This window comes from Pseudomonas sp. SG20052 (assembly GCF_031766055.1).
GTDB lineage: Bacteria > Pseudomonadota > Gammaproteobacteria > Pseudomonadales > Pseudomonadaceae > Aquipseudomonas > Aquipseudomonas mandelii.
Genome location: NZ_CP134498.1, coordinates 449,018 through 470,223 on the forward strand (window position 1 = coordinate 449,018; position 21,206 = coordinate 470,223).

The 21,206-nt window shown below is 60.2% G+C and carries 18 protein-coding genes and 1 pseudogene; 16 read left to right on the forward strand and 3 right to left on the reverse strand.

Annotated features, from left to right (window positions below; translation table 11 throughout):
• Window positions 1-165 precede the first annotated feature (165 nt).
• Together RHP74_RS02120 and RHP74_RS02125 are read left to right on the forward strand one after the other, a co-directional pair.
• Window positions 166-1,176 carry a class 1 fructose-bisphosphatase gene (locus RHP74_RS02120; protein WP_010464542.1) on the forward strand — a complete coding sequence of 337 codons (1,011 nt, stop codon included), beginning with the start codon at window positions 166-168 and terminating at the stop codon, window positions 1,174-1,176.
• Between the two features lie 3 nt (window positions 1,177-1,179).
• Window positions 1,180-1,782, forward strand: coding sequence for a DUF924 family protein (locus tag RHP74_RS02125; protein ID WP_311097549.1), 603 nt, complete (start codon window positions 1,180-1,182; stop codon window positions 1,780-1,782).
• 117 nt (window positions 1,783-1,899) lie between these two features.
• On the opposite strand, the gene RHP74_RS31295 is transcribed toward RHP74_RS02125, so the two are convergent.
• The gene (locus tag RHP74_RS31295) at window positions 1,900-2,664 is read right to left on the reverse strand and encodes a methyl-accepting chemotaxis protein (RefSeq protein WP_370655188.1); all 765 of its coding nucleotides are present in this window, start codon (window positions 2,662-2,664) and stop codon (window positions 1,900-1,902) included.
• 141 nt (window positions 2,665-2,805) lie between these two features.
• Window positions 2,806-3,792, reverse strand: a pseudogene (locus tag RHP74_RS31300) (cache domain-containing protein); the annotation flags it as partial.
• Between the two features lie 285 nt (window positions 3,793-4,077).
• On the opposite strand from RHP74_RS31300, the gene RHP74_RS02135 reads away from it, so the two are divergent.
• Complete coding sequence (locus RHP74_RS02135; protein ID WP_010464535.1) at window positions 4,078-4,332, forward strand: hypothetical protein; 255 nt, start codon at window positions 4,078-4,080, stop codon at window positions 4,330-4,332.
• A 31-nt stretch (window positions 4,333-4,363) separates the two neighbouring features.
• A complete protein-coding gene (locus RHP74_RS02140; RefSeq protein ID WP_010464533.1) occupies window positions 4,364-4,933 on the forward strand; it encodes a lipocalin family protein in 570 nt (189 codons plus the stop codon).
• A gap of 119 nt (window positions 4,934-5,052) precedes the next feature.
• Here RHP74_RS02140 and RHP74_RS02145 read toward each other — a convergent pair whose 3' ends face one another.
• Window positions 5,053-6,417 (reverse strand): formimidoylglutamate deiminase, encoded by a 1,365-nt coding sequence (locus RHP74_RS02145; protein ID WP_311097555.1) that lies wholly within the window; start codon window positions 6,415-6,417, stop codon window positions 5,053-5,055.
• 146 nt (window positions 6,418-6,563) lie between these two features.
• Here RHP74_RS02145 and hutC point away from each other — a divergent pair, with 146 nt between their 5' ends.
• The 12 genes from hutC (at window position 6,564) to RHP74_RS02205 (ending at window position 21,060) form a co-directional block, all read left to right on the forward strand.
• The gene (hutC, locus tag RHP74_RS02150) at window positions 6,564-7,274 is read left to right on the forward strand and encodes a histidine utilization repressor (RefSeq protein WP_154505298.1); all 711 of its coding nucleotides are present in this window, start codon (window positions 6,564-6,566) and stop codon (window positions 7,272-7,274) included.
• A complete protein-coding gene (locus RHP74_RS02155) occupies window positions 7,271-7,840 on the forward strand; it encodes a HutD family protein (protein WP_010464527.1) in 570 nt (189 codons plus the stop codon). The genes hutC and RHP74_RS02155 overlap by 4 nt, the downstream gene beginning before the upstream one ends.
• Window positions 7,841-8,236: 396 nt before the next feature.
• A complete protein-coding gene (gene hutU, locus RHP74_RS02160; protein ID WP_010464525.1) occupies window positions 8,237-9,925 on the forward strand; it encodes a urocanate hydratase in 1,689 nt (562 codons plus the stop codon).
• Between the two features lie 111 nt (window positions 9,926-10,036).
• Entirely contained in the window at window positions 10,037-11,509 is a 1,473-nt protein-coding gene (locus RHP74_RS02165; protein WP_010464523.1) for a cytosine permease, read from the forward strand.
• Window positions 11,510-11,578: 69 nt separating this feature from the next.
• Window positions 11,579-12,547, forward strand: a complete 969-nt coding sequence (locus RHP74_RS02170; RefSeq protein ID WP_010464521.1) for an ABC transporter substrate-binding protein — start codon at window positions 11,579-11,581, stop codon at window positions 12,545-12,547.
• Between the two features lie 70 nt (window positions 12,548-12,617).
• A complete protein-coding gene (locus RHP74_RS02175) occupies window positions 12,618-13,469 on the forward strand; it encodes a proline/glycine betaine ABC transporter permease (RefSeq protein ID WP_010464518.1) in 852 nt (283 codons plus the stop codon).
• Complete coding sequence (locus tag RHP74_RS02180; RefSeq protein WP_145309870.1) at window positions 13,466-14,296, forward strand: glycine betaine/L-proline ABC transporter ATP-binding protein; 831 nt, start codon at window positions 13,466-13,468, stop codon at window positions 14,294-14,296. The genes RHP74_RS02175 and RHP74_RS02180 overlap by 4 nt, the downstream gene beginning before the upstream one ends.
• Before the next feature lie 167 nt (window positions 14,297-14,463).
• A complete protein-coding gene (gene hutH, locus RHP74_RS02185; protein WP_311097562.1) occupies window positions 14,464-15,987 on the forward strand; it encodes a histidine ammonia-lyase in 1,524 nt (507 codons plus the stop codon).
• 120 nt (window positions 15,988-16,107) lie between these two features.
• The gene (gene hutH / locus RHP74_RS02190) at window positions 16,108-17,640 is read left to right on the forward strand and encodes a histidine ammonia-lyase (RefSeq protein WP_010464511.1); all 1,533 of its coding nucleotides are present in this window, start codon (window positions 16,108-16,110) and stop codon (window positions 17,638-17,640) included.
• A gap of 132 nt (window positions 17,641-17,772) precedes the next feature.
• The gene (hutI, locus tag RHP74_RS02195; RefSeq protein ID WP_311097565.1) at window positions 17,773-18,978 is read left to right on the forward strand and encodes an imidazolonepropionase; all 1,206 of its coding nucleotides are present in this window, start codon (window positions 17,773-17,775) and stop codon (window positions 18,976-18,978) included.
• A gap of 10 nt (window positions 18,979-18,988) precedes the next feature.
• The gene (gene hutG / locus RHP74_RS02200; RefSeq protein ID WP_311097567.1) at window positions 18,989-19,792 is read left to right on the forward strand and encodes an N-formylglutamate deformylase; all 804 of its coding nucleotides are present in this window, start codon (window positions 18,989-18,991) and stop codon (window positions 19,790-19,792) included.
• A gap of 311 nt (window positions 19,793-20,103) precedes the next feature.
• Window positions 20,104-21,060, forward strand: a complete 957-nt coding sequence (locus tag RHP74_RS02205; protein WP_311097569.1) for a choline ABC transporter substrate-binding protein — start codon at window positions 20,104-20,106, stop codon at window positions 21,058-21,060.
• The last annotated feature ends 146 nt before the right edge of the window (window positions 21,061-21,206 follow it).

Sequence of the window (21,206 nt, forward strand, 5' to 3'; positions counted from 1 at the left end):
ACCCCAACGGGAGCAAGCTCCCTCGCCGCCATAGAGTTCATTTACAGCTACGCTCAACCCCGCGCATGAACTCTATTGGGCGTATCACGTCTGATAGGAGGAAATGCGCCTCGACTCGCGTTAAACTGCGCGGGTTTTTAGCCCCCAATTCCACCGGAGCCTTCCATGTCCCGCGTTACCCTGAGTCGCTATTTGATTGAGCAGACCCGTAGCAACAACACCCCTGCCGATCTGCGTTTCCTGATCGAAGTGGTGGCGCGTGCTTGCAAGGAAATCAGCCACGCCGTGTCCAAGGGCGCCCTGGGCGGCGTTCTGGGCAGCATGGGCACTGAAAACGTCCAAGGCGAAGTGCAGAAGAAGCTTGATGTGATGTCCAACGACATCCTGCTCGAAGCCAACGAATGGGGCGGTCACCTGGCCGGCATGGCATCCGAAGAAATGGATAATGCCTACCAGATCCCGGGCAAATACCCGAAAGGCGCGTACCTGCTGGTATTCGACCCACTGGATGGTTCGTCGAACATCGACATCAACGCGCCGGTCGGTACGATCTTCTCGGTGCTGCGTTGCCCGAACGAATACCTGACCCAGAACGAGCCTTTGAACGAAAAGGCCTTCCTGCAGCCAGGCACTCAGCAGGTTGCCGCCGGTTATGCGATTTACGGTCCACAGACAATGCTGGTGCTGACCCTGGGCAATGGCGTGAAGGGCTTTACCCTGGACCGTGAAATGGGCAGCTTCGTGCTGACCCATGAAGACATCACGATCCCTGAGTCCACGCAGGAATTTGCGATCAACTCGTCCAACAAGCGTCACTGGGAAGCGCCGGTACAACGTTATGTCGACGAATTGCTGGCTGGCGATGAAGGCCCGCTGAAAAAGAACTACAACATGCGCTGGGTCGCGGCGATGGTTGCCGACGTGCACCGTATCCTGACCCGTGGCGGTCTGTTCATGTACCCACGCGACAACCGCGAGCCGTCCAAGCCGGGCAAACTGCGTCTGATGTACGAAGCCAACCCGATGTCGTTCCTGGTTGAGCAGGCTGGCGGCGCTTCCACCGATGGCCATCAGCGCATCCTCGACATCAAGCCTGAGGGCTTGCACCAGCGTGTTGCGGTGTTCCTCGGTTCGAAAGAAGAAGTCGAACGCGTCACGGCTTACCACAAGGAATAAACCATGACCGCGCCCTGGCAGCCGTTGCTCGAGTGGTGGTTCGGAACCTTCGAATCCCCCCAAGACATAGCGGCTGACAAGGGCAAGTTATGGTTCGGCAAGCGCGACAGCCAGGACCTCGAAGCGCAGACGCGTTTCGGGGACTGGGTCGAGCAGGCCCTGGCCGGCGGATTGACTGAATGGGCGCAACGCCCCGAAGGTTGGCTGGCCTTGGTGCTGCTGCTCGATCAGCTCCCGCGAATGATCTTTCGCGACACCCCCAAATCCTTTTCAGGCGATCTCAGGGCTCAGGCACTGGTGGCGCAAGGCATTGCTGCGGATTTCGATCGGCAGTTGCGGCCGATTCAGCGGGTGTTTATCTACCTGGTGTTTGAACATTGCGAGAATCTGGCGGTGCAGAACGAGGCGGTTTCGCGGTACATCGATCTGGTTAAAAAACAACCGGAGGGTGATCAGGCTTTGTTTACCGATTACCTGAATTACGCCGAAAAGCACCAGAAGGTGATTGCGCGGTTTGGGCGGTTTCCGCACAGGAATGCGGTGTTGGGAAGGGAGTCTACGGCTGAAGAGCTGGCGTTTCTTTCCGGGCCCGGTTCTCGCTTTTAGTTTTCTGCTGTAGCTGATGCCGCCATCGCCAGCTGGCTGGCTCCCACATTGGGTTTGTGTCGTTCACAATCCCCTGTGGGAGCCAGCCTGCTGGCGATGGCGGCCAGTGAAAGCCGCTTAAATCCGGAAGCTGCCCACCAACTGCTTCAACCGTGCCGCCTGCTGCTCAAGGTCCGCACATGCACGCAACGTCGACTGCAAGTTCTCCACCCCTTCCTGGTTCAACGTATTGATCTCGGTAATGTCGACATTGATCGACTCCACCACTGCGGTCTGCTCTTCAGTCGCGGTCGCCACGGACTGGTTCATCCCGTCGATCTCCCCAATACGCTGGGTCACGCTGCCCAGACGCTCACCGGCCTGGTTGGCGATGCCGACGCTGCTTTCGCTCTGGCGCTGGCTGTCGGTCATGGTGCTCACCGCTTCCCGGGCGCCGACTTGCAGTTCCTCGATCATCTTTTGCACTTGCTGCGCCGAATCCTGAGTGCGATGGGCGAGGTTGCGCACTTCGTCCGCAACCACGGCAAAACCACGTCCGGCCTCACCGGCACGCGCCGCTTCGATGGCTGCGTTCAATGCCAGCAAATTGGTCTGCTGCGAGATGCTGGTGATCACTTCCAGGATCTGCCCGATGTTCACCGTGTTGCTATTGAGCGTTTCGATGTTGCCGCACGAATCGCTGATCTTCGCCGAGAGCTGCTGCATCGCCGCGATGGTTTTATCCACCACTTGCTGACCTTCTTCGGCCAACGCGCGTGCATCGCTCGAATGCTGGGAGGCGAGGGCGGCGTTCTGGGCGATTTCCTGGGCGGCAGCGCCCAGTTCGTTGATCGCTGCAGCCACGCTGCTGGTGCGCGAGGCTTGCTGATCGGAATTGAACATTGACGAATTCGACGCGGCAACCACACGCAAGGCAACTTCGTTGACCTGGCCGGTGGCCGAGGACACTTCGCGGATCGAGGTGTGAATACGTTCCACGAAGCGGTTGAACGAGGTGCCCAAGGCACCGAATTCATCGTGGCCGTGGATGGTCAGGCGTTTGGTCAGGTCACCTTCGCCTTCGGCGATGTCATGCATGGCGCGGCCCATGGTCAGCAGCGGCTGCATCAGAAAGCTGATCAACATGCCCAACAACGCGATGATGATGACTACGGCGATGACCATGGCAATGATCGCCGAGGTACGGAATTCGCTGAGCATCGAGAACGCGGTGTCCTGGTCCAGCACCAGCGCCACGTACCAGTCGGCCGAGGGCACACCGTTGACGTGGGTAAAGGAGATGAACTGGGTCTTGCCGTCGAGCTCGACTTCTTTCATGCCCGGGCTGACTTTTGGTGCGCCGTTCGGGTAGGCCTCGGCGAGGCTCTTGAGCACCAGTTTGCTGTCCGGGTGGATCAGGATCTTGCCGTCGGCGCTGACGATGAACGCGTGGCCGTGACCGCCGAAGTTCAGCGAGTTGATGATTGCGCTGACGCTCGACAGGTCGATGTCCGCACCGGCAACGCCGATCATCTGGCTCTGATGCTGCACCGGCGTGGCCACGGTGATCACCAGTTTGCCGGACGAGGCGGCGATGTACGGTTCGGTGACGATGGTCTGTTGCGCGCTGTTGGCCGCCTTGTACCAGCCACGTGCGCGAGGATCGTAGTCTGCCGCACGATTGCCCGCCGGGATCGAGAACATCACGCCGTCAGTGCCACCGAAGTAGCTCAGCTGGAAGTTGCCGGTGTAGGCCGGCAAGTCGATGGCGCGTTTGAGGCTGGCGGGTGTGCTGCCGTCCACTGTGATCTGCTGGGACAACGATTGCAGCAACTGGATGCGGCTTTCCAGCCAGGTCTGGATGTTGCGGGTGGTCAGGCTGCCGAGTTCCTGCATCGAGGATTCGGTACTGCTGCGCAAGGTCTGGCGCTGACGGTAGTCGTTGAACAGGATGAAGCAGGCAAACGCAACAGCGACCACGAGGGCGGCTGCCAGCAGGATCTTGTGGCTGAATTTCATGTTTCTGGTCATTAAGTGCACTACCGCGGAGGGGCTGGTCAGCGAGGGGGCGTCAATTTGCCACAGTCGAGGGCTTTGCGCTGCTTCTATGTCGACTGGCCAGCGCCAAAGATTAGGCGTGTTTTTGCGAAAACCGATGAAATACTCAGCGGCGCAGGAAAGTTGCTGATTTTTCGAAAAAAGGCAGACGAGCGGCCCGATAAATAGCCGGGCGGTCGGGGAACCAGATGGGGGTTTTCTCTTCTAAGCTTCTGCTTGGCAGCCATGCCATTCCCCCCTCGCCCCAGGAGCTACACCATGTCGCTGCGTTCTATCGCCCTGCTCTCGTTCTGCGTGTTGTTGGCCGCATGCAGCAAGGTCAATCAGGAAAACTATTCGAAACTGTCGGCCGGCATGCCCAAGGCAGAGGTTGAAGCCTTGTTGGGTAAAGCCACTGATTGCTCGGGCGCGCTCGGCATGTCCAGTTGCACCTGGGGTGACAAGAACAGCTTTATCAGCGTGCAGTATGCCGGTGACAAAGTACTGATGTTTTCCGGCCAAGGCCTGAAGTAATCCGGGGCTACGCGCCCACGGGAGAAAAACAATGAAGCGGTTATTGATACTCCTTTTTGCCGGCCTGGTATTGGCCGGCTGCGCCACTTCTGGCACAGATCCGTTGGCGCCGAAAACCGTCAACAGCGTCAATCTCAAGAAATACCAGGGCACCTGGTACGAGTTGGCCCGCCTGCCGATGTATTTCCAACGCAACTGCGCACAATCCGAAGCCCATTACACGCTCAATCCTGACGGCAAGGTGCAGGTGCTGAACCGCTGCCTGACGGCGGACTGGCAATGGGAAGAGGCCAAGGGCACGGCTTATCCACAAGTGCCGGGCAAGACCGACAAGTTGTGGGTCGAGTTCGATACCTGGTTCTCGCGCTTGCTGCCAGGTGTGGCGAAGGGGGAATACTGGGTGCTTTACGTCAGCGACGATTACAAGACCGCCATCGTCGGTGACCCGAGCCGCAAGTACCTGTGGCTGCTGTCGCGCACGCCGACGGTCAACGGTGTAGTGCGTGAAGAACTGCTGAGCAAGGCGCGTCAGCAAGGCTACGACACTACGCGGCTGATCTGGCGCGCGTCGGATACGCAGATGGCCAAGACCTCGAACTGACGGCTAGTAAAGAACAAATGTGGGAGCGAGCCTGCTCGCGATAGCGGAGTATCAGTCAACACTTCTGTTGAATTTGATCGCCCTGTCGCGAGCAGGCTAGCTCCCACATTTCGTTTGTGTCAGCCCAGGAGGTCGCGCAGGACATGGGTAAACGCGCGGTTACTTTCTTCTTCTGCTGCATGACGCCCGTCACGCACCACCCACTGGCCATTGACCAGCACATCGCGCACCTGGCGATCGCCGCCGGCAAACAACCAACGATTGAGAATCCCGTCACCGCTGGCCGTTGCCAGGTACGGATCGTTGCCGTCCAGCACCAGCCAATCCGCACGTTTACCAACTTCCAGTGCACCGATCGGCTGCCCCAGCGCCTGAGCGCCGCCATCCAGCGCAGCGTCATATAGCGTGCGGCCAACCATCGGCTGATCCGCGCCATACAGCCGATTACGCCGCTGATCGCGCAGACGCTGGCCGTATTCCAGCCAACGCAACTCTTCCACAACGCTCAATGACACATGGCTGTCGGACCCGATACCCATGCGTCCACCCTGCGCGAGGAAATCCACCGCCGGGAAAATCCCGTCGCCGAGGTTGGCTTCGGTGGTCAGGCACAGACCGGCGATGGCGCGACTCTTGGCCATCAACGTGACTTCTTCCGGATTGGCGTGGGTCGCGTGGACCAGGCACCAGCGCTGGTCGACTTCTGTGTTTTCGTACAGCCATTGCAGAGGGCGACGACCGCTCCAACTCAGGCAGTCATCGACTTCCTTCTGCTGTTCAGCGATATGAATGTGCACCGGGCACTGCTTGTCGCTGGCCGCCAGCACTTCGCTGATCTGCTGCGGCGTTACCGCGCGCAACGAGTGGAAACACAAACCCAGCGACTGCGCCGGTTGCTGCGCCAGGATCGGCTGCAAACGCGACTGAAGCGTGAGGTAGTTCTCGGTGCTGTTGATGAAGCGGCGCTGACCGTCGTTCGGCGCCTGGCCGCCGAAACCGGAATGGCTGTAAAGCACCGGAAGCAAGGTCAGACCGATACCGGCGGAACTGGCCGCCTGGCTGATGCGCAGCGCCAGTTCAGCGGGATCTGCGTAAGGCTGGCCGTTGGTGTCGTGATGCACATAATGAAATTCCGCGACCGAGGTGTAACCGGCCTTGAGCATTTCGATGTACAGCTGACGAGCAATGACGCCGAGTTGATCCGGGCTGATTTTTCCGACGAGGCGATACATCAAGTCGCGCCAGGTCCAGAAACTGTCATTCGGATTGCCCGCCACTTCCGCCAGCCCGGCCATGGCCCGCTGGAAGGCGTGGGAATGCAGATTCGGCATCCCCGGCAGCAGCGGACCGCTCAGCCGTTCGGCGCCATCTGCGTTGGAATCGGCCTGGATATGGGTCAAAACGCCCTCGGCGCTGACCTCAAGACGTACATTGTTGGCCCATCCACTAGGCAGCAGCGCGCGTTCGGCAAAGAAGGCGGACATGGTTCAGAACCCCATCGTGTGTTATTTGTATATACATATACAGACGTTTGCCTGCTCGGTAAACTCCGGCAAGCTAGCGACTTCTAACAGACGACCAAGGATTAACCGTGCCGACTCCGCCCCCAGTGTCACCGTTGGCCGCGAACATGGGCGACAGTCCGGCGCCCTTGTACGCCCGCGTCAAACAGATGATCACCCAGCAAATCGACAGTGGAAACTGGCCGCCGCACTACCGCGTTCCGTCGGAAAGCGAGCTGGTCAGCCAACTCGGTTTCAGCCGCATGACCATCAACCGCGCCCTGCGCGAGATGACCGCCGACGGTCTGCTGGTGCGTATGCAAGGTGTCGGCACGTTCGTCGCCGAGCCGAAAAGCCAGTCCGCGCTGTTTGAAGTGCACAACATCGCCGACGAAATCGCCTCCCGTGGCCATCGCCATACCTGCAAGGTGATCACCCTCGAAGAAGAGGCCGCCGGTTCCGAGCGCGCTTTGGCGCTGGACATGCGCGAAGGCCAGCGGGTTTTCCATTCGCTGATCGTGCATTTCGAAAACGATATTCCGGTGCAAATCGAAGACCGTTTCGTCAACGCGCTGGTGGCGCCGGACTACCTCAAGCAGGACTTCACCCTGCAAACGCCTTACGCCTACCTGAACCAGGTCGCGCCGCTGACCGAAGGCGAGCACGTGGTCGAGGCGATTCTGGCCGAGGCCTCAGAGTGCAAATTGCTGCAGATTGAAAAGGGCGAGCCGTGCCTGCTGATTCGTCGCCGCACCTGGTCCGGCCGCCAGCCGGTAACCGCCGCCCGTTTGATCCACCCTGGTTCCCGTCATCGTCTGGAAGGTCGGTTTCATAAATGAATGTAACGAAGGTTCTACGCGCAAAAGATTACCCGCGAATGCCGTGGAAAAACGGCGGTGGCAGCACCGAAGAAATCACCCGCGATGCGGGGACCGGGCTTGACGGCTTCGGCTGGCGCCTGTCGATTGCCGATATCGGCGAGTCCGGCGGATTCTCGACGTTCGCCGGCTATGAGCGGGTGATCACCGTGTTGCAAGGCGACGGTATGACCTTGCGGGTTGACGGCCAGGACACGCCTCCATTGTTACCGTTGGAGCCTTTTGCGTTCAGCGGCGAAAGCCACGTGACCTGCACCTTGCTGGGCGGGCCGATTCGCGACTTCAACCTGATTTATGCGCCCCAGCGTTACTACGCGCGGTTGCAGTGGCTGGCCGGTGAGCAGCAGTTTTTCAGCTCGGCTGGCACCGTGCTCATATTTAGTGTCACTGACGAGCTTGTCGTGAAGGTCGGCAACAGCGCCTCGCAACTCGGTCGCCATGATTGCCTGCAACTCGGTGGTAACACCGGCCTGCTGGAAGTTTCCAGTAACGGCCCGTGCTGTGTGATCGAGCTGACTGCACGCTGATCCAATACCACCACTGATCGTTCCCACGCAGAGCTTGGGAGCGATCAACTGATTCGAAACTGCGCACCACTTTGTTACCGAACGCCCCAGCGTGGCGCAAAACCACGCCCAAGTAACAGCAATCACCCCCCTCGCAAAATCCCCCGAAAAATTTCATCGTTGCCAGAACCCTTGATCCAGGCGCTTTCCAGCCCGTTTAAAACTTTTCTTGAACGCCCCTCCAACAAGTTGGCCGCTTGATTGCATATGCTTGTATGTACAAGTAAAGACGTATGCGTATGAGTCGACCGAGACTCCTCGCAACGTCCACTGATTCGCTTGTTGCGCAACAGTGCGCACAGGCTGGCTTACCCACCGCCAGGGTTGGTTTGGATTGATCGCTGAGGAGTCTTTTTCGTGACTGACAATACCCAGAAACCTACTAAATACCGTGATGTTGAAATCCGTGCCGCCCGCGGTAACAAGCTGACCGCCAAGAGCTGGCTGACCGAAGCGCCGCTGCGCATGCTGATGAACAACCTCGACCCGGAAGTTGCCGAGAACCCTAAAGAACTGGTGGTTTACGGTGGTATCGGTCGTGCGGCGCGTAACTGGGAATGCTACGACAAGATCGTCGAAAGCCTGACCAACCTGAATGACGACGAGACCCTGCTGGTGCAATCCGGCAAGCCGGTCGGCGTGTTCAAGACACACACCAATGCTCCGCGCGTGCTGATTGCCAACTCCAACCTGGTACCACACTGGGCGAGCTGGGAGCACTTCAACGAACTCGACGCCAAAGGCCTGGCCATGTACGGCCAGATGACCGCCGGCAGCTGGATCTACATCGGCAGCCAGGGCATCGTCCAGGGCACTTACGAAACCTTCGTCGAAGCCGGTCGCCAACATTACAACGATGACCTGAAAGGTCGTTGGGTCCTGACCGCAGGCCTCGGCGGCATGGGCGGCGCTCAGCCCCTGGCTGCAACCCTGGCCGGTGCTTGCTCGCTGAACATCGAATGCCAGCAGGTGAGCATCGATTTCCGCCTGAACAGCCGTTATGTCGACGAACAAGCCACCGACCTCGACGACGCGCTGGCCCGCATCGCCAAGTACACCAAGGAAGGCAAGGCGATTTCCATTGCGCTGCTGGGTAACGCGGCAGAAATCCTGCCGGAACTGGTCAAGCGCGGCGTGCGCCCGGACATGGTCACCGACCAGACCAGCGCCCACGACCCGCTCAACGGTTACCTGCCAGCCGGCTGGACCTGGGAAGAGTACCGCGCTCGCGCCAAGACCGAGCCTGCTGCCGTGGTCAAAGCCGCCAAGCAATCGATGGCCGTGCACGTAAAAGCGATGCTCGAATTCCAGAAGATGGGCATTCCGACCTTCGACTACGGCAACAACATCCGTCAGATGGCGCAAGAAGAAGGCGTCGAGAACGCATTCGACTTCCCGGGTTTTGTTCCGGCTTACATCCGTCCGCTGTTCTGCCGCGGCATCGGTCCATTCCGTTGGGCTGCACTGTCGGGTAACGCTGAAGACATCTACAAGACCGACGCGAAGGTTAAAGAGCTGATCCCGGACGACGCCCACCTGCACAACTGGCTGGACATGGCCCGCGAGCGCATCAGCTTCCAGGGTCTGCCGGCCCGTATCTGCTGGGTTGGCCTGGGCCAGCGCGCCAAGCTGGGTCTGGCGTTCAACGAAATGGTGCGCAGCGGTGAGTTGTCCGCGCCAATCGTGATCGGTCGCGACCACCTGGACTCCGGTTCGGTCGCCAGCCCGAACCGCGAAACCGAATCGATGCAGGATGGCTCCGACGCCGTGTCCGACTGGCCACTGCTCAACGCCCTGCTCAACACCGCGAGCGGCGCGACCTGGGTTTCCCTGCACCACGGCGGCGGCGTCGGCATGGGCTTCTCCCAGCACTCGGGCATGGTGATTGTCTGCGACGGTACTGACGAAGCGGCCGAGCGTATCGCTCGCGTCCTGCACAACGACCCGGCCACCGGTGTCATGCGTCACGCCGATGCCGGTTACCAGATCGCGATCGACTGCGCCAAGGAACAAGGGCTGAACCTGCCGATGATTACCGGCAAATAAAACAGGCTTTGGCCTGATGCAAAACCTGTAGGAGCGAGCGATGCGGCGCCCCGCATCGCTCGCTCCTACAGGGATCACCAACACCGACAAACAATCCACAGAGGTTGAACAATGGCTGTTAATGACGATCGTGCAGGCAGTAAACCGTTGATCGAGACACGTTCGATCGACTACATCCCGGAAGCGGAAAGACACGGTCGTCTGTTAAGCCAGTTCACCCTGTGGATGGGTGCCAACCTGCAAATCACCGCGATTGTCACCGGGGCGCTCGCCGTGGTGCTGGGCGGTGATGTGTTCTGGTCGCTGATCGGTCTGCTGATCGGTCAATTACTGGGCGGTGGCGTGATGGCGTTGCATGCAGCGCAAGGGCCAAAACTTGGCCTGCCGCAGATGATCTCCAGCCGCGTACAGTTCGGCGTTTATGGTGCGGCCATCCCAATCGTGCTGGTCTGCCTGATGTACCTGGGCTTCACCGCAACGGGAACCGTGCTTTCCGGCCAGGCGCTGGGCCAGTTGTTTGGCGTCAGCGACAGCGTGGGTATCCTCATCTTCGCCAGCGTCATCGTGCTGGTCACGGTACTCGGTTATCGGGTGATCCATTTCATCGGCCGTGTCGCCAGCGTCATCGGCGTGATTGCCTTTGTTTATCTGTTCAGTCGTCTGATGAGCCAGACTGATGTGGGTGCGCTCCTGCAAATCCGCCACTTCAGCTGGAGCAGCTTCCTGCTTGCGGTGTCCCTCGCGGCATCCTGGCAGATCGCCTTCGGTCCTTACGTGGCTGACTACTCGCGCTACCTGCCGAGCAAGACTTCCTCGGTGAAAACCTTTTTCGCCGCTGGCGCGGGTTCGGTGATTGGTGCACAGGTGGCGATGATCCTCGGCGTGTTTGCCGCCGCTTCGGCCAACGGACAATTCGCCGGCCACGAAGTGGCCTATATCGTGGGTCTGGGCGGCACCGGTGCCACCGCTGCGCTGCTGTATTTCAGCATCGCGTTCGGCAAGGTCACCATCTCCACGCTGAACTCCTACGGCAGCTTCATGTGCATTGCGACCATCATCAGCGGTTTCCGTGGTCACCTGCAGGTATCGCGCTTGCAACGTCTGGTGTTCGTGCTGTTCATCGTCGGTACGGCCACCCTGATCGCGTTACTCGGTCAGCACTCGTTCCTCGGTGCGTTCAAGTCCTTCATCCTGTTCCTGCTGGCGTTCTTTACGCCATGGAGCGCGATCAACCTGGTGGACTACTACTGCATCACTCGCGAGCGTTATGACGTGCCGGCGCTGGCCGATCCAAAGGGTCGCTATGGCCGTTGGAACCCACTCGGCATCAGCATCTATGTCTTCGGTGTGCTGGTACAACTGCCGTTCATCGCCACCAAGTTCTATACCGGTCCGCTGGTGGAAACCCTGGGTGGTGTGGATATTTCCTGGATCATCGGTCTGGTGCTTCCCGCAGCCCTGTACTACGTCTGTGCGAAAAAATGGCACGGCTCGGTACCCGATCACCTGATTCTGCCGGTTGAGCAGGACAGCGTTGTACAACAAAAAACAAGTGGGGCTGGTCGCGCTGCGGCGCAGGCCTGATTGGACGTGGACAGGGCTGGATGCCTCTTGACTGCCGTAAGCCAATTCATGATTAGGAGCGTCACTACAATGAAATCGAACAAGACCCTGCTGACCACATTGCTGTCCATGGGCCTGCTCGCCAGCGCCGGCGCCACTCAGGCTGCCGGTTGGTGCGAGTCGGGCAAACCGGTGAAGTTCGCCGGCCTGAACTGGGAAAGCGGCATGCTGCTGACCGACGTGATGCAAATCGTGTTGGAGAAGGGCTACGACTGTAAGACCGACAGCCTGCCGGGCAACTCCATCACCATGGAAAACGCCCTGAGCAGCAACGACATTCAAGTGTTTGCCGAAGAGTGGGTTGGCCGCAGCGAAGTCTGGAACAAGGCCGAGAAGGCCGGCAAGGTTGTCGGTGTCGGCGCTCCGGTCGTTGGCGCAATCGAAGGCTGGTACGTGCCGCGCTACGTGATCGAAGGCGACGCCAAGCGCAAGCTGGAGCCCAAGGCCCCGGACCTGAAAGCAATCGCCGACCTGGGTAAATACGCCGCCGTGTTCAAGGACCAGGAAGAGCCTTCCAAGGGCCGTTTCTACAACTGCCCGGCCGGCTGGACCTGTGAACTCGACAACAGCGAAATGCTGAAAAGCTACGGCCTGGAAAGCACCTACACCAACTTCCGTCCGGGCACCGGCCCGGCGTTGGATGCCGCAGTGCTGTCGAGCTACAAGCGTGGCGAGCCGATCCTGTTCTACTACTGGTCGCCCACCCCGCTGATGGGCCAGGTTGACCTGGTCAAGCTTGAAGAAAAACCAGGCGTGAACAAGGAAGTGACCATCAAGGTCGGCCTGTCCAAGACGTTCCACGAGCAAGCCCCGGAACTGGTGGCAGTGCTGGAAAAGGTCAACCTGCCGATCGACCTGCTCAACCAGAACCTCGGGCGCATGGCCAAAGAGCGGATCGAGTCGCCAAAACTGGCCAAGATCTTCTTGAAGGAACATCCTGAAGTCTGGCACGCATGGGTAAGCGAAGACGCAGCCAAGAAAATCGACGCGGCCTTGTAGGTTGGGCCTCTCCGACTGTCGGCAACGGCAATCGGGTGCTTGATCGCAACCCCTTGATTGAGAGTCTCTTATGTTTCCCGAAAGCTTTACCTTTTCCATCGCCGACTGGGTCAACGGTTGGGTCGACTCGCTGGTCACCAACTACGGCGATGTGTTCCGGCATATCTCCGACACCCTGTTGTGGGCCATCGTCAATCTTGAAGGGTTGCTGCGTGCGGCGCCCTGGTGGCTGATGCTGGCCATCGTGGCGGGCGTTGCCTGGCACGCGACTCGTAAAGTGGTGACCACGGCAGTCATCGTCGGCCTGCTGTTCCTGGTGGGTGCGGTCGGCCTCTGGGACAAGCTAATGCAGACCCTGGCGCTGATGATGGTGGCCACGGTCATTTCGGTGCTGATCGGCATCCCGCTGGGCATTCTCTCGGCACGCAGCAATCGCCTGCGTTCGGTGCTGATGCCGTTGCTGGACATCATGCAGACCATGCCGAGTTTCGTGTACCTGATCCCGGTGCTGATGCTGTTCGGCCTGGGCAAGGTGCCGGCGATTTTCGCTACCGTGATCTACGCTGCGCCACCGCTGATCCGCCTGACCGACCTGGGCATCCGCCAGGTGGACGGTGAAGTGATGGAGGCGATCAACGCCTTCGGTGCCAACCGCTGGCAACAACTGTTTGGCGTGCAACTGCCGCTGGCCCTGCCGAGCATCATGGCCGGGATCAACCAGACCACCATGATGGCCCTGTCGATGGTGGTGATTGCCTCGATGATTGGCGCCCGTGGCTTGGGTGAAGACGTGTTGGTGGGGATTCAGACCCTCAACGTCGGACGTGGCCTGGAAGCCGGTCTGGCGATCGTGATTCTGGCAGTGGTCATCGACCGCATTACTCAGGCGTATGGTCGGCCACGGCATGAGGTGAGCAAATGAACGACGCAACCGTGAGCAAAATCGAAGTCAAAAACGTCTTCAAGATTTTCGGCAACCGCTCCAAGGACGCGCTGGGCATGATTGGCCAGGGCAAAACCAAGGATCAGGTGCTGGCCGAAACCGGCTGCGTGGTCGGCGTGAACGACTTGTCGTTGAGCATCGGCACCGGCGAAATCTTCGTGATCATGGGCCTGTCGGGTTCCGGCAAATCGACCCTGGTGCGCCACTTCAACCGCCTGATCGACCCCACCAGTGGCGCGATCCTGGTGGACGGTGTGGACATCCTGCAATACGACATGGAAGCCCTGCGCGAATTTCGCCGGCACAAGATCAGCATGGTGTTCCAGAGCTTCGGCCTGCTGCCGCACAAGACCGTGATCGACAATGTCGCCTACGGCCTGAAAGTGCGTGGCGAGAGCAAGCAAATGTGCGCCGAGCGCGCGTTGCACTGGATCAATACCGTGGGCCTGAAAGGCTACGAAAACAAATACCCGCACCAGCTCTCGGGCGGCATGCGTCAGCGTGTGGGCCTGGCCCGCGCCCTGGCGGCAGACACCGACATCATCCTGATGGACGAGGCCTTCAGTGCACTCGATCCGTTGATCCGCGCGGAGATGCAGGACCAGTTGCTGGAACTGCAAAAGACCCTGCACAAGACCATCGTCTTTATCACCCACGACCTCGATGAGGCCGTGCGCATAGGTAACCGCATCGCGATCCTCAAGGACGGCCGCCTGATCCAGGTGGGCACGCCGAGAGAGATCCTTCATTCGCCGGCGGATGAGTATGTGGACCGGTTCGTCCAGCGTCGGGCGGCGGTGGTTTAAAGGTTTGCGGCGGTTGTGCTGACCCCTTCGCGGGCAAGCCTCGCTCCTACAGGTTTTGAGTCGTTCCTGCATTGGACGGCAAACCTGAATCCTGTAGGAGCGAGGCTTGCCCGCGAAGAGGCCGGTAGAGCTGCAACAATATTCAGGTTTTACGCAAGAGGTCAAAGATGTCCCAGGCTGAAAAAATCGTTATCGCCGACGCCCCGTTGCGTTGGCAGGATGTGGTTGCCGTCGCCCGTCATGGCGCTCAGCTTGAGCTGTCGGCCCAGGCCTGGGCGCGGATCGAGAATGCCCAGGCGATCGTTCAGCGCATCGTCGCCAGCGGCGAGCGAGCGTATGGCGTCAACACGGGCCTGGGTGCGTTGTGCAACGTCTCGCTCAAAGACGAACAACTGAGCCAGTTGTCGCGCAACACCTTGCTCAGCCACGCTTGTGGCGTTGGCGCTCCGCTGGCCGACGAGCAGACCCGTGCAATCATGTGCGCGGCGATCCGCAATTACAGCCATGGCAAATCCGGCATTCATCGCCGGGTGGTCGAAGCCCTCCTGGCGCTGCTCAATCGCGGCATCACCCCGCAAGTGCCGTCCCAGGGTTCGGTCGGTTACCTGACCCACATGGCGCACATCAGCATCGCGCTGTTGGGTGTCGGCAATGTCAGTTATCGCGGGCAGATCGTTTCCGCCCAGCAAGCCCTGGCCGAAGAAGGTCTGCAACCGGTTCAGTTGGGTGCCAAAGATGGCTTGTGTCTGGTCAACGGCACGCCGTGCATGTCCGGCCTCAGCTGTCTGGCGATTGCCGATGCGACGCGCCTGGTGCAATGGGCCGACGTGATCGGCGCCATGAGCTTCGAAGCCCAGCGTGGCCAGATCGCGGCGTTCGATGCCGAGATCATCGCGCTCAAACCGCATCCGGGCATGCAGCAGGTCGGCATCAATCTGCGAGCGTTGCTGGATGGCAGTGAAGTGATTGCATCGAGCAAAGGCATTCGCACGCAGGATGCGCTGAGCATCCGTTCAATCCCGCAAGTCCACGGTGCTGCACGGGATCAACTGACGCACGCGATCCGCCAGATCGAAACCGAACTCAACGGCTGTACCGACAACCCGTTGCTGCTGGGTACGCCAGACAACTTCCGTGTCATGTCCCAAGCCAACCCGCATGGCCAATCGGTCGCGCTGGCGGCGGATTTGCTGGCCATCGCCATGGCCGAAATCGGCTCCATCGCCGAGCGTCGCCTGGACCGCTTGATCAACCCGCACGTCAGCGGCCTGCCAGCGTTTTTGGTGGCCAACCCCGGGGTGAACTCCGGGATGATGATTGTCCAGTACGTCGCCGCCTCGCTGTGCGCGGAAAATCGCCAATTGGCGCAACCGGCCGTGCTCGACAACTACGTCACCTCGGGCTTGCAGGAAGACCACTTGAGTATGGGCACCAACGCGGCGCTGAAGCTGCATCGCGCCCTGGAAAATTGCACGCAGATCCTCGCCATCGAGTACCTGCTGGCGGCCCAGGCGTTTGAATTTCTCAAGGAACAGCGTTTTGGCGCAGGCACCGATGCCGCTTGGCGTCTGCTGCGTGAACGCGTCCCGGCCTACGACCAGGACCGCTGGCTGGCGCCGGACATCGCCGCCGCTGCCGGCGTGTTGAAAGATCCGATTTTGCTGCACAAGGCTTTACCGAACCTCAACTGATTCCTACATCAAACCAGCGTGCCAAGGCGCCAGCCCCCCACGAGGCGGGAAGCGACGGACAACGGACATTTCCGGAGCGTCTGGTTAGTTAACAAAAAGACTCTCAAAAGGAGAATAAAAGTGACTGCGCTAAATTTGATTCCCGGCCAACTGAGCCTTGCCCAACTGCGTGATATCTATCAGCAGCCGGTCAAAATCACCCTCGACAACAGTGCATCAAAGCAGATCGAAGCCAGCGTTGCCTGCGTGGAACAGATCCTCGCCGAGAACCGCACCGCCTACGGCATCAACACCGGTTTTGGCCTGCTGGCTTCGACCCGCATCGCCAGCGAAGACCTGGAAAACCTGCAGCGCTCGCTGGTGCTGTCCCATGCCGCCGGTGTCGGCGAGCCGATCAGCGACGCGCTGGTGCGGTTGGTCATGGTGCTCAAGGTCAACAGCCTGAGCCGTGGTTTCTCCGGCATTCGTCGCGTCGTGATTGACGCGTTGATCGCGCTGATCAACGCCGAGGTTTACCCGCACATTCCATTGAAAGGTTCAGTCGGTGCGTCCGGCGATTTGGCGCCTTTGGCGCACATGTCCCTGGTGTTGCTGGGTGAAGGCAAGGCCCGCTACAAAGGCGAGTGGATGGAAGCGACTGAAGCACTGAAAGTCGCCGGCCTGACGCCGCTGACCCTGGCGGCGAAAGAAGGCCTGGCGCTGCTCAACGGCACTCAGGTGTCGACCGCTTATGCGCTGCGCGGTCTGTTTGAAGGCGAAGATCTGTTCGCCGGTGCCGTGGCGATTGGTGCCCTGACGGTCGAAGCCGTGCTGGGTTCGCGTTCGCCGTTCGACGCGCGCATCCACGCCGCCCGTGGCCAGAAAGGCCAGATCGATGCCGCTGCCGCCTACCGTGATCTGCTGGGCGAGCGCAGTGAAGTGTCCGACTCGCACCAGAACTGCGAAAAGGTCCAGGACCCGTACTCCCTGCGCTGCCAGCCGCAAGTCATGGGCGCCTGCCTGACTCAGTTCCGTCAGGCGGCCGAAGTGCTGGCCGTCGAAGCCAACGCCGTTTCCGATAACCCTCTGGTCTTCGCCGCTGAAGGCGACGTGATCTCCGGTGGTAACTTTCACGCCGAACCGGTGGCCATGGCCGCTGACAACATGGCCCTGGCCATCGCTGAAATCGGTTCCCTGAGCGAACGCCGCATCTCGCTGATGATGGACAAGCACATGTCGCAACTGCCGCCGTTCCTGGTGGCCAATGGCGGGGTGAACTCCGGTTTCATGATCGCCCAGGTGACTGCGGCGGCACTGGCTAGCGAGAACAAGGCGTTGTCCCATCCGCATTCGGTGGACAGCCTGCCGACTTCCGCGAACCAGGAAGACCACGTATCGATGGCACCGGCTGCCGGCAAGCGCTTGTGGGAAATGGCTGAAAACACGCGCGGTGTGTTGGCGGTGGAATGGTTGGCGGCGGTTCAGGGGCTGGATTTGCGGGAAGGTTTGAAGACTTCGGCGAAGCTGGAAAACGCCCGTGGGATTCTGCGTAAAGAAGTGCCGTTCTATGAGAAGGACCGCTTCTTTGCGCCGGACATCAATGCGGCGACTGAGTTGTTGGCCACGCGTTGCCTGAATGAACTGGTGTCGGCCAGGCTTTTGCCGAGCCTTTAACCCCTACCCACCGATCGTTCCCACGCTCTGCGTGGGAATGCAGCCCGTGACGCTCCGCGTCACTGGACGCAGAGCGTCCCTAGAGGCATTCCCACGTGGAGCGTGGGAACGATCAAAGACGAGGAACTCGGGATGAAAACTCTCTGGCAACACTGCCACGTCGCAACCATGGCGCAAGGCGTCTACTCGATCATCGAGGATGCGGGCATCGTGACGTCCGGTGCGCACATTGAGTGGGTCGGCCCGCGCAGTGAACTGCCGTCGGGTGAGTACCCGGCGGTCAATGATTTGAAAGGGGCCTGGGTCACCCCGGGCCTGATCGACTGCCACACCCACACGGTGTTCGGCGGTAACCGCAGCGGTGAATTCGAACAGCGCCTGAAAGGTGTCAGCTACGCGGAAATTGCAGCAGCCGGTGGCGGCATCGCCAGCACCGTGCGCGCCACCCGTGCAGCGACCGAAGATGAGCTGTTCGCCAGCGCCGCCAAGCGTCTGAAAAGCCTGATGCGCGACGGCGTGACCACGGTCGAAATGAAATCCGGCTACGGCCTCGACCTGGCCAGTGAACGCAAGATCCTGCGAGTCATCCGTCGTCTCGGCGCCGAACTGCCGGTCAGCGTGCGCAGCACGTGCCTGGCCGCTCATGCGTTGCCACCGGAATATGCGGATCGCGCCGACGACTACATCGATCACATCTGCGCTGAAATGCTCCCGGCCCTGGCCGCCGAAGGGCTGGTGGATGCGGTGGACGCGTTCTGCGAATACCTGGCCTTTTCGCCGACACAGGTCGAGCGGGTGTTCATCACCGCACAAGAACTGGGTCTGCCGGTGAAGCTGCACGCCGAGCAATTGTCGTCGCTGCACGGTTCGAGCCTGGCGGCGCGTTACCACGCTCTGTCGGCCGATCACCTGGAATTCATGACCGAAGACGACGCCATCGCCATGGCCAGATCCGGCACCGTCGCGGTGCTGCTACCCGGTGCGTTTTACTTCCTGCGTGAAACCCAGTTGCCACCGATGGATGCCCTGCGCAAACACGGCGTGAAAATCGCCATCGCCAGCGACCTCAACCCCGGCACGTCACCGGCACTGTCGTTGCGCTTGATGCTGAACATGGCCTGCACCTGTTTCCGCATGACCCCGGAAGAAGCCTTGGCGGGCGCGACCATTCATGCCGCCACCGCGCTGGGCATGGCTGATACTCACGGTTCGCTGGAAGCCGGCAAGGTCGCGGATTTCGTCGCCTGGCAAATCGATCGTCCCGCCGATCTGTCGTACTGGCTGGGCGGTGACCTGGAAAAACGCGTCGTGCGTCACGGCGTCGAAACGAGCGTTTAGGAGAGCAGTTGTGGATAAGGTTCTGAACTTCAAACAAGGCCGCGTGCCGCTGCTGATCAGCATGCCCCACGCCGGCCTGCGCCTGACTCCGGCGGTGGAAGCCGGGTTGATCCCCAATGCGCGCAGCCTGCCGGACACGGACTGGCACATTCCCCAACTTTATGAGTTCGCTGCCGAACTGGGCGCCAGTACATTGGCTGCCGAGTACTCGCGCTTCGTCATCGACTTGAACCGTCCGTCTGACGACAAGCCGCTGTATGTCGGCGCCACCACCGGTCTGTATCCGGCGACGCTGTTCGACGGTATTCCGTTGTTCCGTGAAGGGATGGAACCGTCGGCGGCGGAACGAGCGACGTATCTGGAGCAGGTGTGGACGCCGTATCACACCACCCTGCAGAACGAACTGGCGCGACTCAAAGCCGAGTTCGGCTACGCGTTGTTGTTCGATGCGCATTCGATCCGCTCGATCATCCCGCACCTGTTCGACGGCAAGCTGCCGGACTTCAACCTCGGCACCTTCAATGGCGCCAGTTGCGATCCACAATTGGCCACTCAGCTGGAAGCGATCTGCGCCAGGCACACCGATTACAGCCACGTGCTGAACGGTCGCTTCAAGGGCGGCCACATCACCCGGCATTACGGCAACCCGGCGGAAAACATCCATGCGGTGCAACTGGAGCTAGGGCAGTGCACGTACATGGAAGAGTTTGAGCCGTTTCGCTATCGCCCGGACCTGGCGGCGCCGACGCAGGTTGTGCTCAAGGAATTGCTGCAAGGCCTGCTGGCCTGGGGCCAAAAGCACTACAACGCATAACCCTGTGGGAGCGCGCTTTTGTGGCGAGAGCGCTTGCTCCCGCTCGGCGGTGAAGCCGTCGTAAACCCGGCGAGTCGGGTGTATCTGATAACACTCGGTTGAATGGGTTGGGGACTGCTTCGCAACCCAGCGGGAGCAAGCTCCCTCGCCACAGAGTGGGGTTGGTCTCGATACCTGAGCGTAACGGTCGCCACCGTGCAAATCTCGGTCGCTACAGTTCGCTTTTACCCTCTCGACGCTGCGTAATGTGCTGGTCACGGTGCAAGAAGACACCGGCCCTCGCAATAATCTGCCGCACGAGAACGCTCTCTATGACAAGCACCAAAGGTTTGTTCACCCGCTGTCTCTCAATCCTCTGCGGCACCGCTCTTCTGAGCACCAGCGTCCTGGCCAGTGACGACGCGTCCTGCAAGGCCGTGCGCATGGGTGTGGTCAACTGGACCGACGTGATCGCCACCAGCGGCATGGCTGACGTATTGCTCAATGGCCTGGGCTACGAAAGCAAGCAAACCAGCGCCGTGCAGCAAATCATCTTTGCCGGCATCCGCGACAAACGCCTCGATATCTTCCTCGGTTACTGGAAACCGGCGATGGACAAGAACATCGCGCCGTTCCTTGATGCCAAACAAGTGAAGGTCCTGGATAAGCCGAGCCTGGCCGACGCGCAGGCAACGCTCGCGGTGCCTCAGTACGTTGCGGACGCCGGGCTGAAAACCTTCGCCGACATCGCCAAGTTCAAAGACAAGCTCGGCGGCAAGATCTATGGCATCGAGCCCGGCAGTGGCGCCAACACCACGATCAAAACCATGATCGAGACCAATCACTTCGGCTTGAAAGACTTCAAGCTGATCGAGTCCGGCGAGGCCGGCATGCTCGCGGCCGTTCAGCGGGCGGTGAACCGTAAGGAGTTCGTGGTGTTCGTCGGTTGGACCCCACACCCGATGAACATCAACATGAAAATCGCCTACCTGACCGGCAGCGAAGACGTTTATGGCCCCAACGAAGGCGCAGCGAAGGTCTCGACTGTGACGTCCCCGGACTATGCCGAACGTTGCCCGAACGTGAACCGTTTGCTGGAGAACCTGACTTTCACCGCCGCCCAGGAAAGCCAGTTGATGGTGCCGATCATGGAGCGCAAGACGCCTCAGGACGTTGCCCGGCAATGGCTGCGTGATCATCCCGAAGACCTTCAGCGTTGGTTGGTGGGTGTCAGCAGTTTTGATGGCAAGGATGGCTTAGCCACCGTACAAGCCAGCCTGAAAAACTGATCACCTTTCCTTCGGCAAGTGCTGTCCTGTGGCGAGGGAGCTTGCTCCCGCTCGGCGGCGAAGCCGTCGTAAACCCGGCTGCTCGGGTGTATCTGATAAAACCCGATTGAATGGTTTGGGGGCTGCGGTGCAGCCCAGCGGGAGCA